Annotated in this window: 10 protein-coding genes, 1 pseudogene and 2 CRISPR repeat arrays; of the genes and pseudogenes, 5 read left to right on the forward strand and 6 right to left on the reverse strand. The window is 61.7% G+C overall.

Features of this window, described 5'->3' with window-relative positions; genetic code table 11:
* Positions 1 to 57: 57 nt before the first annotated feature.
* A complete protein-coding gene (gene hda / locus DIE29_RS05960; protein ID WP_102041963.1) occupies positions 58 to 729 on the reverse strand; it encodes a DnaA regulatory inactivator Hda in 672 nt (223 codons plus the stop codon).
* Positions 726 to 1829 carry an AI-2E family transporter gene (locus tag DIE29_RS05965; RefSeq protein ID WP_108080244.1) on the reverse strand — a complete coding sequence of 368 codons (1104 nt, stop codon included), beginning with the start codon at positions 1827 to 1829 and terminating at the stop codon, positions 726 to 728. Before DIE29_RS05965 ends, hda begins: the two co-directional genes overlap by 4 nt.
* Before the next feature lie 147 nt (positions 1830 to 1976).
* On the opposite strand from DIE29_RS05965, the gene purM reads away from it, so the two are divergent.
* From purM to DIE29_RS14795, 5 genes and pseudogenes are all read left to right on the forward strand, one after another.
* Positions 1977 to 3023, forward strand: coding sequence for a phosphoribosylformylglycinamidine cyclo-ligase (gene purM, locus DIE29_RS05970; protein ID WP_114649455.1), 1047 nt, complete (start codon positions 1977 to 1979; stop codon positions 3021 to 3023).
* A 133-nt stretch (positions 3024 to 3156) separates the two neighbouring features.
* Positions 3157 to 4221 (forward strand): efflux RND transporter periplasmic adaptor subunit, encoded by a 1065-nt coding sequence (locus DIE29_RS05975; RefSeq protein ID WP_102041960.1) that lies wholly within the window; start codon positions 3157 to 3159, stop codon positions 4219 to 4221.
* A gap of 15 nt (positions 4222 to 4236) precedes the next feature.
* Positions 4237 to 7353: an efflux RND transporter permease subunit gene (locus DIE29_RS05980; protein WP_102041959.1), complete on the forward strand. Its 3117-nt coding sequence runs from the start codon at positions 4237 to 4239 to the stop codon at positions 7351 to 7353.
* Positions 7353 to 7838 (forward strand): hypothetical protein, encoded by a 486-nt coding sequence (locus tag DIE29_RS05985; RefSeq protein ID WP_102041958.1) that lies wholly within the window; start codon positions 7353 to 7355, stop codon positions 7836 to 7838. The genes DIE29_RS05980 and DIE29_RS05985 overlap by 1 nt, the downstream gene beginning before the upstream one ends.
* A gap of 125 nt (positions 7839 to 7963) precedes the next feature.
* Positions 7964 to 8205: pseudogene (locus DIE29_RS14795) on the forward strand (ISL3 family transposase); the annotation flags it as partial.
* A gap of 44 nt (positions 8206 to 8249) precedes the next feature.
* On the opposite strand, the gene DIE29_RS05990 reads toward DIE29_RS14795, so the two are convergent.
* The 4 genes from DIE29_RS05990 to DIE29_RS06005 form a co-directional block, all read right to left on the reverse strand.
* Positions 8250 to 8696 carry a hypothetical protein gene (locus DIE29_RS05990; protein ID WP_205409789.1) on the reverse strand — a complete coding sequence of 149 codons (447 nt, stop codon included), beginning with the start codon at positions 8694 to 8696 and terminating at the stop codon, positions 8250 to 8252.
* Between the two features lie 78 nt (positions 8697 to 8774).
* Positions 8775 to 9723: a CRISPR direct-repeat array (repeat unit 37 nt; unit sequence GTCTTAATCCCTTTGAAATCAGGGCAACCGCTTGGAC).
* A gap of 59 nt (positions 9724 to 9782) precedes the next feature.
* Entirely contained in the window at positions 9783 to 10817 is a 1035-nt protein-coding gene (locus DIE29_RS05995) for an IS630 family transposase (protein WP_114649170.1), read from the reverse strand.
* 40 nt (positions 10818 to 10857) lie between these two features.
* A CRISPR array of direct repeats spans positions 10858 to 12093; the repeat unit is 37 nt; unit sequence GTCTTAATCCCTTTGAAATCAGGGCAACCGCTTGGAC.
* Positions 12094 to 12220: 127 nt separating this feature from the next.
* Entirely contained in the window at positions 12221 to 12568 is a 348-nt protein-coding gene (cas2, locus tag DIE29_RS06000) for a CRISPR-associated endonuclease Cas2 (RefSeq protein WP_114649456.1), read from the reverse strand.
* On the reverse strand, positions 12559 to 13365 hold the full coding sequence (locus tag DIE29_RS06005) for a CRISPR-associated endonuclease Cas1 (protein ID WP_114649457.1): 807 nt from the start codon (positions 13363 to 13365) through the stop codon (positions 12559 to 12561). Before DIE29_RS06005 ends, cas2 begins: the two co-directional genes overlap by 10 nt.
* Positions 13366 to 13367: the final 2 nt, after the last annotated feature.

The following is a 13367-nucleotide window of genomic DNA, read 5'->3' on the forward strand; positions in this document are numbered from 1 at the left end:
TTGAATGTTTCCGTTGGGGTAGGTCAATCGGGGCGTCGAGGGCGGCATCGGATAGCATCAGATATCGAGGCCGCCTTGCATCAGTTCGCGCAGCAACGGCAGCGTGACGGGGCGCTTGCGCTCCAGCGAAGCATGATCCAGCGCGTCCAACGTGGCCAGCAGGCTGGGGAGGTCGCGACGGCCGTGGCGCAGCAGGTAGTCGAGCACTTCCTCGCTCATGCGCAGGCCACGGCGTTGCGCCTGACCGGCAAGGATGGCCGCGCGCGAAGCGTCGTCCAGCGGTTGCACCTCGTAGATCAAGCACTGGCCGATGCGCGTGCGCAGGTCCTCACGCAAAATGAGCGCACGTGGCGCGCAAGGGCCGGCCAGTAGCAAGGTTTGGCGGCGGGTGCGGGCCCGGTTGAAAGCATTGAAAAGCTCCACTTGCGCCTCCTCGGCCAAGCGGTCGACGTCATCGCAGGCGAGCAGGGCGTCGGCGGTGTCCGGCAAGCTGTCGCAGACTGCGTTGGCGGGCAGATAAACCACAGGGCGACCCGCGGCGCGTGCTTCGGCCACGCTGGCCTGCAATAAATGGCTGCGTCCGCTGCTGGGCGCACCCCACAAATACAAATGGGACTCGCCAAGAATGCTGGCACGCAGCGCGGCAATCAATTCTTGATTGGCGCCGGCGACGAAATTGTCGAAAGAAGGCGGCGCATCGCGGCGAATGTTCAGGACAAGCTGCTTCACGCCCGATCCTCACCGGCCACTTCATTGCCCGCTTCACCAAGATACAGACGGCTGGCAAACCAGGCGCGCTTGAGTTCGCGCAAGAAAACCAGCAGTGCGGCGCTCACCGGCAGTGCGACCAACATGCCGACGAAGCCGAACAACTGACCAAAGGCCATCAGCGCAAAAATCACCGCCAGCGGATGCAGGCCGACCCGTTCGCCGACCAGGTATGGGGTGAGTACGAAGCTCTCCAGCAACTGTCCCAAGCCATAAACCGCCGCCACGCCAATCAAAGGCGCCCAGCCGCCGCCTTGCAGCAGCGCGGCCAGGATGGCCAGCAGCAGGCCGCCGCCAAATCCGACATAGGGGATGAATACCAGCAGGCCGGTGATCACCCCCACAGGCAGCGCAAAGGTCAGTCCGGCCAGCCACAACCCGAGGCTGTAATAGGCTGCAAGCAACAGCATCACCGAAAGCTGCCCGCGCAAGAATTCAGACAGCACCGAGTCGATGTCGCCGATGATGCGCAGACTGCGCGCAAGCCAAGGGCGCGGCACGATGTCGCGCAAACCGGCGAGCAGGCGCGGCCATTCCTGCAGCAGATAGAACATCACGATGGGAATCAGAAAAAGGTTGGCGGCCAGCGCGATCAGTGCCATGCCGCCACTGGTTGCATGGCTGAGCAGCACGCGCAGTAGGTCCTGCGCATTGTCGCTGTGCTGGCGCACCAGTTCGCGCACCAAGGCGGCGTCGAGCTGGATGTTTACATTCAAGCGTTCGGCTAGCCATGGCGCAACACGCTGGTTGAAGTGCTCCAGCAGGTCGGGCAGGCGGCGCAACAAGGCGGCGGTTTCGGAATACACCAGCGGCGCCATGATGCCCACCAGCAGGGTGAGCAGCAGGCCGATGCCCAGGATCACCAGCAGTACCGCAGCCGGGCGCGGCAGCCGGCGCGCCACCAGGGCGTTGACCGCCGGGTCGCAGATATAGGCCAGCACCGCGGCAATGGCAAACGGCGCCAGAATCGGCGAGAGAGCGTAAAACAGCGCCAGCAGGGCCAAGCCGACCCCGATCCAGACCAGGGTCTGGCGGGTATCGGATGCGCGGGAGGAGGTCATTTCAAGTAAAATCGCGGACTTGGCGCGGGGCTTGCGGCCCCGCGGAACCCGTAACTGTAGCCATTTGGCGTGACGCTCTCAAGCTTGCGCGGGGCGCACCGAGCCACCGTGGCACGCCAGAGTCCATTGCCCGCTAAAGGATCGACCTTGACCGCCTCCAAACCTTCTCTTTCGTATCGTGATGCCGGTGTGGACATCGATGCCGGCGATGCCCTGGTCGAGCGCATCAAACCGCTTGCCCGCCGCACCCTGCGCCCTGAGGTGCTGGGCGGCATCGGCGGCTTCGGTGCGCTGTTCGCGCTCGCTGGCAAGTATCGCGAGCCGGTGCTGGTGTCCGGCACCGACGGCGTCGGCACCAAGCTCAAGCTTGCTTTTCAGTGGAACAAGCATGACACCGTAGGCCAGGACCTGGTGGCGATGAGCGTCAATGACATTCTGGTGCAGGGTGCTGAGCCGCTGTTTTTTCTGGACTACTTTGCCTGCGGCAAGCTGGACGTAGACACCGCCGCCGACGTGGTGGCAGGCATCGCCCGCGGTTGCGAGCTGGCCGGCTGTGCGCTGATCGGCGGCGAGACGGCCGAGATGCCCGGTATGTATCCGGCCGGCGAATACGATCTGGCCGGCTTTGCGGTCGGTGCGGTGGAAAAGTCCGAAATCATCGACGGCTCCAAGATCGTCCCCGGCGATGTGGTGCTGGGCTTGGCCTCCAGCGGTGCGCATTCCAATGGTTATTCGCTGATCCGCAAAATCATCGATCTGGCCCAACCGGACCTGGATGCCGATTTTCACGGCCGCCCTTTCCGTGACGTGGTGCTTGAGCCCACCCGCATTTACGTCAAGCCCCTGTTGGCGCTGATGCGCGCAATGCCCGGCGTGGTCAAAGGCATGGCTCACATCACAGGTGGCGGTATCACGGAAAACCTGCCGCGGGTGCTGCCTGCGGGGCTGACTGCGCGCATCGATGCCGCGGCATGGACGTTGCCGCCGCTATTTAAGTGGTTGAAGGAAGCCGGTAACGTGGCCACGCAAGAGATGTATCGGGTGTTCAATTGCGGCATCGGCATGGCGGTGATCGTCTCCGCGGCCGACGCCGAGGCGGCTCAGACCCAGCTTGCCGAGGCGGGCGAGACCGTGTTTCGGATCGGCCGCATCGACACCCGTGCCGACGGCGAGCCGCCGACCATCGTCGGCTAAGCCGCGGCTGCGCCGGCGCAGCATGGAACATCTGTGTGCTGCACGGGTCTGCAAATTGGGGACTGCATCGAACGAACCGGCCAGGCCGTAGCTGGCGGCCTGTTAGGTCAAAGGGGGCGGCGCAAGCGTGCCAATGAACCGCAAGTCGATCATGCTGGCTGCTCTGGCGGGCATCTTGGCGCTGGCAGGCACCGCTTGGTATAGCCAGCGCACGCGCGCCGCGACGCCGCCGCCGGCCGATGCGGCCATCGTGGTCGAAACCGCCGAAGTTCGTCGCGTGGCCATGCCCGATGAGGCGGTGGCGGTGGGCACCTTGCGTGCCAATGAATCGGTGGTGCTGCGCCCGGAAGTGGCCGGGCGCGTCAAGAGCATCCTGTTCCGCGAAGGCACGCCGGTCAAGCGTGGCGCGGTGCTGGTGGAGTTGGACGATGCGCTGCAGCGTGCCGAGTTGCAGCAGGCGCGCGCCGGTCTGGACTTGGCGCAAGCCAATTTTCAACGAACCGAAGGACTGTTCGCCCGCCGCTTTGTGAGTTCGAGCGCGCGCGACGAAGCCGCCAGCCGTTTGCAAGCGGCGCGCGCCGCGGTGGCGCTGGCCGATGCCCGTCTGCGCCGCATGACACTGACTGCGCCATTCGACGGCATCGTTGGCATTCGCCAGATCAGCGTGGGAGCGTTTGTCAAAGAAGGCGACGCGCTGGTCAATCTGGAAGACATTTCGGTATTGAAGCTGGATTTTCGTTTGCCCGAGGCGCTGCTGCCGCGCCTGCGCACCGGCCAGGTGCTGGAGGTGGGCAGCGATGCGCTGCCCGGCGAGCGTTTTGCGGCGCAGATCGAAGCGATCGATCCGCTCATCGATGCGCAAACGCGCGCGGTGTCGATTCGTGCCCGCCTGGACAATCCGCAAGCCCGCTTACGCCCAGGCATGTTCGCCCGGGTGCGGCTGATCCTGGAAGAACGTCCGGAGGTGGCCGTGGTGCCGGAGGAGGCGCTGCTGCCCTCCTCGGGCGGCACGCAATATGTGTTCCGTGTGGTCGGTGGGCGTGCCGAGCGTGTGGCCATCCGTATCGGCACCCGGCGCGATGCGCTGGTCGAAGTGGTGGAAGGTCTTGCTCCGGGTGAGCAGGTGGTGACCGCCGGGCAAATGAAACTGCGCGACGGCGCTGCGGTGCGCGTGCTCGGCGCCGCGGCCGGTGGCTAGGCAAAGCTTGCGGCCATGCTGATTGCCGACACCTGTATCCGCCGCCCGGTGTTTGCCACCGTGCTGTCGCTATTGGTGGTGCTGATCGGTGTGGTGTCGTGGACCAGGCTTACGGTGCGCGAGTACCCCAATATCGATGAGCCGGTGGTGACGGTAGACACCACCTATCGCGGCGCCAGCGCGGAAGTCATCGAAACCCAGATCAGCAAGCCTTTGGAAGACGCGCTGGCCGGCATCGAAGGGGTGGATGTCATCCAGTCGATCAGCCGCCAAGAGCGCAGCCAGATCACCGTGCGTTTTCGCATCGAGCGCGACCCGGACAGCGCCGCGGCCGACGTGCGTGACCGCGTCTCCCGGGTGCGCAGCCGTCTGCCCGATGGCGTGGATGAGCCGGTGATCGCCAAGGTCGAAGCCGATGCCAGCCCAATCATCTGGGTGGCGTTCTCCTCCGACCGTCACAGCCCGCTGGAAGTCACCGATTTTGCCACCCGCATCGTCAAGCCGCGTTTGCAGACTTTGCCGGGTGCCGCCGATGCGCGGGTGTATGGCGGGCGCGACTACGCCATGCGGATTTGGCTGGACCGCGACCGTCTGGCGGCCTTCGGCCTGACCGTGCAGGAGGTGGAAGATGCGCTGCGCCGGCAGAACGTGCAAGTGCCCGCCGGGCGCATCGAAAGCGCGCAGCGCGAATTTGCCGTGGTGGCGGCCACCGACTTGAGCCGGCCGGAAGAATTCGAAGCGGTCGTGGTGCGTGCGCCGGTCAGCGCCGACGACTACCCGGTGCGCCTGCGCGACCTGGGCCGGGTGGAAGAAGCCGCCTCCAGCGAGCGCACGCTGGTGCGCTTCATGGGCAAACCGGCCGCCTCGGTGGGACTGATCAAGCAAGCCACCGCCAACCCGCTGGATCTGAAACGCGGCCTGGTCCAGATGCTGCCGGCGCTGCAGGCGGAGCTGCCCGAAGGCATGACGATGACCATCGCCAACGACACCACGGTGTTCATCGAACGCTCGATCTCTGCGGTGTTTGCCACCATTTTCGAAGCCATCGTGCTGGTGGCGCTGATCTGCCTGTTCTTCCTGCGCAACGGGCGCGCCATGCTGGTGCCGTTGGTGACTATTCCGGTGTCGCTGATCGGCGCCTGTGCGCTGATGCTGCTGTTTGGCTTTTCGATCAACACGCTCACCCTGCTCGCCCTGGTGTTGGCCGTCGGCCTGGTGGTCGATGACGCCATCGTGATGCTGGAGAACATCTACCGCCACATCGAGGAAGGCATGCCGCCACTGCAGGCTGCGTTCCAAGGTTCGCGCGAAATTGCCTTTGCGGTGATCGCCATGACGCTCACCCTGGCCGCGGTCTATGCCCCGGTGGCCTTCATGAGCGGGCGTACCGGCAAGCTGTTTACCGAATTTGCGCTCACCCTGGCCGGTGCGGTGTTGGTGTCGGGCTTTGTTGCGCTGACCTTGTCGCCGATGATGTGCGCCAAGATGCTCCGTCACCAGCCGGCGCACGGGCGGCTTTACAACGCCATCGAGCGCTTCCTTGAAGGTCTCACCGCCCGCTACCGCACGGCCTTGGTGCGCGCCCTGCAGATGCGCGGGTGGGTGATGCTGGTTTTTGCGTTGGTGGCCGGCAGTACGGTGTTGCTGTTTGGCCAACTCAAGCAGGAACTGGCCCCAATCGAAGATCGCGGCCGGGTCATCGGCCTGTTCTCCGGCCCGGAAGGGGCAACCGTCGACTACATGGCGCGCTACGCTGCGCAACTCGAACACATCTACGCCAAAACCGCCGATGTGGACCGTTACATGGTGATCAGCGGCAGCCCCACGGTGTCGCAGGGCATTTCCTTCGTCGGATTCACCGACTGGACTGAGCGCCGCCGCAGTGCCACCGAGATTGCTGCCGAATTGCGAGCGCAGATGAACGACATCCCCGGCGTGCGCGCTTTCCCCAGCCTGCCGGCGGCCTTTGGGCAAGGCGCGCGCTCGCGTCCGGTAACCTTCGTGGTGATGGCCTCGGCCTCCTACGAGGAGATGGCGCACTACACCGACCTGATCATCGACGAAATTTCCGCTCACCCCGGTTTCATCGCCCCGGAAAGCGACCTCAAGCTCACTCAGCCGGAGCTGGTGGTGGAGGTCGACCGCGACCGTGCGGCCGACCTCGGGGTGCCGGTGGAAGTCATCGGCCGCACCCTGGAAACCCTGCTCGGCGGCCGTCAGGTCACCCGCTACAGCCGCGAAGCCGAACAGTACGATGTGCTGGTGCAATTGACGCCCACCGGGCGGGCTAACCCCGCCGATATCGGCGACCTCTACGTGCGTGCGCGCGGCGGCCAGATGGTGCCGCTGGCCAGTGTGGTCAAGGTGCGCGAGACGGTGAGTCCGCGCGAACTCAACCACTTTGCCCAGCGCCGCGCGGTGAAAATCAGCGCCAACCTGGCCCCGGACTACGCGCTGGGCGAAGCCCTGGCGCACCTCGAACAGGTGGCGGCCCGAATCCTGCCGGCCGGTTATACCGTCGATTACGATGGCCAGTCGCGCGAATTCCGTACCAGCTCGGCCAGCCTTGCCATCACCTTTTTGCTCGCGCTGGCGTTCATCTACCTGGTGCTGGCGGCGCAGTTCGAAAGCTTCCGCGACCCGCTGATCATCATGCTCACCGTGCCGCTGTCGATGGCCGGTGCGCTCGGCGCGCTGTATCTTTTCGGCGGCACACTCAATGTATATAGCCAGATCGGGCTGATTACCCTGGTCGGGCTGATCACCAAACACGGCATCCTGATCGTGGAATTTGCCAACCAATTGCGCGATGCCGGGGAACAACTGTTCGATGCGGTCATCCAAGCTTCCGTATTGCGCCTGCGCCCCATTTTGATGACTACTGGGGCCATGGTGCTGGGCGCGGTGCCGCTGGCGCTGGCCACGGGTGCGGGGGCGGAGAGCCGTCAGCAGATCGGCTGGGTCATCGTCGGCGGTCTGCTACTTGGCACCGTTTTCACCCTGTTCGTGGTGCCAACGGTCTATACTGTGCTCGCACGCCGCAGGCGTAATCGGCTGGCAGCGCCGTTGGACCGCCAAGGCGCGGCGGACGCGGCCCAATCGCCGCACCGTGTGGCAATCAGGAGGGGATAATGGACACCACCTTTTCGCTCGCCAACACCAATCCTGCATCGCTGCAGGCCGCACGGTCGCAGCCCTTGCGCGGCCCAGAGAGCCAGCCAGCCACCGCGGCGGCAACGCCGGCCCCCGTGCCCGAGAGCACCCAGGTCACGCTCAGTGCCCAAGCCCGTGCTGCCGAACAGGCTGCCCGCAGTGCCGGTGTACCGCCCGCAGCGGCGCCGTTGACGCAGGCGGCCAGCGCCGACCCGGTGCAGGCTTCCCCGGCCGCGCAGCGTGCCGATGCAAGCCCATTGGCCACTGCCCGACCTGCGGCGGTGGCCGAATCGGTCAACGCCGCGCGCGCGCTCGGCGCTCCGGTCGAGCGCCCGGCCAGCGCACCTGCCGGTTCGCCGGATGCCCCCAGCGCAACTGCCAACCCCGCGGCCCAGCTTTACCTTGAAAACGCAGGCCGTCCCGACTCCCAACCCCGGCCCTCGGTGGTGCGCACCTCTGCCTGAATCTGCCCACAAACCAAGTATCCCGGGCGCTCTGCTGTGCGTGGAGCTTGCATCGCAACCCGGCAAAGCCTTCGAGGAAAAGTTTGACCGAACCGGCGGGAGTTCCGATTCGCTACCCGCGCTTCCGGTGGATGAGTTGGGCGCGGCGCTATCGCCTCGTACCGTTCGAGCGCCGGGCCCGGACCATCTAGACTCATCTGGGTGGGGTGGGGCGCGGCATGTCCCCGCAGACCAAGACGGCCGCCGGTGGATTCGGCGATGTCGGCAACCTCATTGTTGTGGCCTACCTGCGCCCGTCCAAACTCAAGCACATGCCTGCCAACCCCTTCGCCCCAGCCATTCCCGTGGGCTCGGCCGCTACCGCTGAGAAGTCAATTTCCCCTGGATACGGCACAGAGCCCCATTCTTCGGTCAATTCTTATCAGCCGCTGCGCTGACGCTCGAAGTTTGCTGTGCCGCTTTGCCGCCTGCTTCAATGCCGGGTGAAGCAGGTTGGGGAATAATCGATGCGTCGCATTTTTTCTGAATCGCTGCTTTTTCCAAGGCGTCGCGTTCTCCTTTCAGCCGACTATACTCGGCCGCCTCCGGTCCGTCTCCTCCCTCGAGGAAAAACAGCGCAGGCCAGAAGAGAACCATTCCAACCGCCATCTGGGCGCTATCGGCGTCCGCGGTTTTTTTCAAACTTCCATGAAGTTCATTGGCGCGACGTGAGACCCTTTCCAGTTCGCTCGCAATTTGGTTGCAGTCATAATCTTTGTACTGCATTGGCGACACGTAGGACGCTTGGATTTTGTCCGGGCTCGATGCACAACCACCAAGTGCAACAGAAAAAGCTAGCCCAATAAGCGTTTTCTTCATTTTTTCTCCCTTCTGGTCGATGACAGCTCCCTTTGCGGAGCCTTGCGTCCGAGTTGACGAGACCGCCGCGGACTTGCGGTCTTAATCCCTTTGAAATCAGGGCAACTGCTTGGACTTAGAAGGAGGCCAGCATGGCCGGAGTGCTTATGTCTTAATCCCTTTGAAATCAGGGCAACTGCTTGGACGCTTCGGGAACTCGGCATTGCCAAGCACCCCGTCTTAATCCCTTTGAAATCAGGGCAACCGCTTGGACCCACCGTGAGTACGTCGGCCATGGGGATGGCCACGTCTTAATCCCTTTGAAATCAGGGCAACCGCTTGGACCCTGCGCCCCGGCGAGAAGCAGTGCAAGTTCGTCTTAATCCCTTTGAAATCAGGGCAACCGCTTGGACAGATGAGCAGGACAACCCATACCTGCCCCTGGCGTCTTAATCCCTTTGAAATCAGGGCAACCGCTTGGACTCTGAAAATGCAGAAATCCTATAACTGCGTTGACAGTCTTAATCCCTTTGAAATCAGGGCAACCGCTTGGACTGCGGCCCACAGCGCTACCGTGTTCGGGTGCGCGTCTTAATCCCTTTGAAATCAGGGCAACCGCTTGGACTGCTCGACATCCCGACCAGCGCCCTGGTTGGCGGTCTTAATCCCTTTGAAATCAGGGCAACCGCTTGGACCGCGATACGTCCGTCAAAACGTCCAGATCGGGGAGTCTTAATCCCTTTGAAATCAGGGCAACCGCTTGGACAGCAATCACGGCCAAGCCTGGCCGCCCCTCGTTGTCTTAATCCCTTTGAAATCAGGGCAACCGCTTGGACCCGGGCAAAGCGAAAAGCAGCGGGCAACCCTGTGTCTTAATCCCTTTGAAATCAGGGCAACCGCTTGGACCGACATGCGTTAGCATGCTCACAAAGAAAAACCCGTCTTAATCCCTTTGAAATCAGGGCAACCGCTTGGACTGCGGATGCCGACTGAATTGCTGGAGGCGGCGGGTCTTAATCCCTTTGAAATCAGGGCAACCGCTTGGACGTTAGGTGGGCTAGGTTCAATCTCTGGCCACGGGTCTTACTAACTTTTCAATAAGTAGTGTCAGCCCAGGATATAGCGGCACTCTGGCTGCCTAAAAAATGACTTCACGAGTTCGGGGAGCTTCTGGATGCTACGCAAAGCACGGAGTGCGAGTCGCTTCATCTCCTCGGCGCTCTCGACCAACTGGCTCGAAACCTTCCGCTTCACATGAGCCCAGACTGTTTCGTCCGGGTTCAGCTGCGGCGAGTAAGGCGGCAAATAGAACAACTTGAGCTTGCCGTCCAAGCTCTCGATGTAGCTCTTGACCATCTTTGCCTTGTGAATCGGATGACCATCGACGATCAGAAAGACCGGTTTCTCGGCATTGAGCATCAAGCGCTTGAGGAACTCGACGAACACTTTCGCACCGACCGAGCCCTCATGCAGCATGAACCGAAATTCGCCCTGCGTGCCGACGGCCGAGATCATGTTCAGCGAGAAGCGCCGACCCGTCGCCTGCACCACCGGCGTCCGGCCTTGTGGCGCCCAAGTCGTGCCGGTGTGGTAGTCCGAGCGGATGCCCGACTCGTCGCCAAAGTAGATCGTTGCTCCGAGCCGCTTGGCTTCAGCGCGAATCGCGGGGTAGGTCTCCGTCTCCCAAGTGCGCACCAGGACGGGGTCTTGCTGCCACGCCTGGTAGAGCGGCTTCTGGGCGCTGAAACCCAGGATCTTCATCAGGCGGTGAACCGAGGAGACCGACAGCTCTTTCTTGAATTGGCGTTTGATCAAGTGACGAATCAGAGACAGCGTCCACAAGCCGAACTCGAACTTGAACTGCTGCGGGTTGTGGTCACGAACCGCATTGGCAATCCACGAAAGCTCCTCGGCGCTGAGTTTGCTCGGGCGTCCCGGAATCGGCTTGGCGAGCAATGCGTTCTGTCCGCCATTGGCAAAATCGGCGAGCCACCGGAAAACGCTGCGCTCATTCACGCCATACGCCGCCGCGACGCTTTGCACCGTCTGCCCGTCACGTACCGCTTTGACGGCCTGCTGCCGCATGACCTGCAAGGTGTGATGATCGAGAGCTCGGCCGTCGGAAAGTCGTTTGCATTTCATAGGCCATATTATCGCTCACATGACACTACTTATGGGAAACTCAGTAATCCCTTTGAAATCAGGGCAACCGCTTGGACTTTGGGAAAGTTAAGACTAGCTCGCGCGATACGGTCTTAATCCCTTTGAAATCAGGGCAACCGCTTGGACGCAGGGGGCCGACGAACCTGAGCGGGGCGCGTGGGTCTTAATCCCTTTGAAATCAGGGCAACCGCTTGGACACATCAGCGATGATGACCGATGAAGAGTTCTACGGTCTTAATCCCTTTGAAATCAGGGCAACCGCTTGGACCCCGAATTCGGTAGTGTGATCACGTACTTCAGTGTCTTAATCCCTTTGAAATCAGGGCAACCGCTTGGACACGCCTGCGCTGTGATGTGAAGTGGTTTCCACAGAGTCTTAATCCCTTTGAAATCAGGGCAACCGCTTGGACTCGACAAGCATCACGAGTCGCTGGCCGAGCCGCGTCTTAATCCCTTTGAAATCAGGGCAACCGCTTGGACCATCGGCCTGGCCAGGGTCACGGACACCGATCAGTCTTAATCCCTTTGAAATCAGGGCAACCGCTTGGACAAAATGATGAATTCCACCGAAATGAATACCGCCGTCTTAATCCCTTTGAAATCAGGGCAACCGCTTGGACTTATTGCATCGAGCGGATGACGCTAGATGATCAGTCTTAATCCCTTTGAAATCAGGGCAACCGCTTGGACTCGCAGAATTGTACAATATGGAAGAATGGGGAATGTCTTAATCCCTTTGAAATCAGGGCAACCGCTTGGACGTGAGATTACAGGGATGAAAGGTAAAACGTGCCTGTCTTAATCCCTTTGAAATCAGGGCAACCGCTTGGACGGTCTGCTTGGGGCGCTTCGGTTTCACTCGTCGCGTCTTAATCCCTTTGAAATCAGGGCAACCGCTTGGACCTCGCGCGTGGCTCCATCAAGGTCATCACGTTCGTCTTAATCCCTTTGAAATCAGGGCAACCGCTTGGACTAACACTGAAGAGAAAGAGTTTGAGATTTCGTCTGTCTTAATCCCTTTGAAATCAGGGCAACCGCTTGGACATGAGGATATTGTTTATCTTTGTATCCGTGATTATGTCTTAATCCCTTTGAAATCAGGGCAACCGCTTGGACAAGGACGAAAGATGGCTGGAAAGAAGTGTCTAGTCTTAATCCCTTTGAAATCAGGGCAACCGCTTGGACTCCAACGGCAACAAATATCGCTTACACCAAGATGTCTTAATCCCTTTGAAATCAGGGCAACCGCTTGGACTGCTCGCCTTGAAAAAGCCTTACCAATCAGTGTGTTGCAGAGGGGGTTCACAAAGATCGGGGTGGTTTCGAGAGCGGATTGTTTCAAGCTGGGTTCCTCGCGCCCAAGCGCGTGGGATTGTATCACTTTATGAGCTTGTGCTGGGGAGCTTTGGCGCTCGGGCCAGAAGCTGCTGCAGGCTGGGCGAGGTGGCCGATAGAATCAGCGCGTTGCCGGGCAGGCTACCGCGGCCCAAGGTGTCGATGCTTAGCCGCTCCGGCAACTGATAGCCGCGCACGTCGTCGCTGCTGGGGTCGATACGGCTGTCGAGGTCGTCCATCAGGCGTCCCATTTGCGCGGCGCTGCCTTCAAAGTGAAAAACCGAGTACTGGACCGGTGTGGCGTGTTTGACCAGAAATCGATGAAGGCGCGCCAGGCGTTTGGGGTGGGTAATGTCATAAGCGATCAGCCAGCCGCGCGGTGTGTTCAGTGCCATGCTTCGATCTCCCGTGCAAGGTGACGTTTGAGGTCTCCGAGGTGTTGCAACAAACGTGTCGAGTGCTCACGCGCCCAGTTTTCAAATATGTGTACGCTGATTTGGGTGTGATCTGCGTGGGCGTTGGCGATGTTGCCGGCGTCAAAGTTGAATTCTGCCCACAACAGGGCAGCCAGTTCGTCGGCCAGCGCCAGGTGGCTGGCGTCGAAGCCCCAGTAGCTCGGTTGCAAGCCTTCTTGGTGCAGGCGGTCGACCACCAGGGCGTGGCACCAGCTTGCGCTTTCCGGGTTGACGTTGATCGGGTGAGTGCCTTTGTAGACGTATTCCCGTTTTAGGGCTGCAAAGGCGCGTGGGGCCATGGTGCGATGGCCGGTTTTGGCTGCGCGCAGAGCGCAGGCGGTTAGCGTCTCCAGGCGCCGGCGGGTGATCCAGTTGGCGAACCGTTGCCGCCAGTCGGGTAGCTCCAGGTAGGTTTCGATCAAGGTGGAAAAGGGCTGGTGCGGGGTGAGCCGGGGGTGTAGCGCGCCGAGCGCATGACCGTAGCCATCCGTCCAAGTAATCGGTATGCCTGCGCGCAGACAGGCGGTCAGTGCGTTGCCGGTCCAACTGAGGTGGCGGTTGCAGACGATGCGGCACACTCTGGCCAGCGGAAAGCGCAGGGTGGCGCCGTTTGCCGGTTGCAGCACCAGGTGATTGGTGCCGGCGTCGATGCGCGCCGGGGACGGGCGGAGCAGGTACAGCGGTTTGCGGGCGGGCAGCGCTGCAGTGGCGCTGTGGCGCTGCAGGCAAATTGTCATGG

The sequence above is a fragment of the Pseudothauera hydrothermalis genome (assembly GCF_003345255.1).
GTDB classification, from domain to species: domain Bacteria; phylum Pseudomonadota; class Gammaproteobacteria; order Burkholderiales; family Rhodocyclaceae; genus Pseudothauera; species Pseudothauera hydrothermalis.

Excerpts from the sequence above, each read along its gene's own strand:
- DIE29_RS05985 (WP_102041958.1), top strand. The coding sequence starts at position 7,353 with ATGGACACCACCTTTTCGCTCGCCAACACCAATCCTGCATCGCTGCAG.
- DIE29_RS05990 (WP_205409789.1), bottom strand. The coding sequence starts at position 8,696 with ATGAAGAAAACGCTTATTGGGCTAGCTTTTTCTGTTGCACTTGGTGGT.
- DIE29_RS05995 (WP_114649170.1), bottom strand. The coding sequence starts at position 10,817 with ATGAAATGCAAACGACTTTCCGACGGCCGAGCTCTCGATCATCACACC.
- DIE29_RS05965 (WP_108080244.1), bottom strand. The coding sequence starts at position 1,829 with ATGACCTCCTCCCGCGCATCCGATACCCGCCAGACCCTGGTCTGGATC.
- DIE29_RS06005 (WP_114649457.1), bottom strand. The coding sequence starts at position 13,365 with ATGACAATTTGCCTGCAGCGCCACAGCGCCACTGCAGCGCTGCCCGCC.
- cas2 (WP_114649456.1), bottom strand. The coding sequence starts at position 12,568 with ATGGCACTGAACACACCGCGCGGCTGGCTGATCGCTTATGACATTACC.
- DIE29_RS05980 (WP_102041959.1), top strand. The coding sequence starts at position 4,237 with ATGCTGATTGCCGACACCTGTATCCGCCGCCCGGTGTTTGCCACCGTG.
- DIE29_RS05975 (WP_102041960.1), top strand. The coding sequence starts at position 3,157 with ATGAACCGCAAGTCGATCATGCTGGCTGCTCTGGCGGGCATCTTGGCG.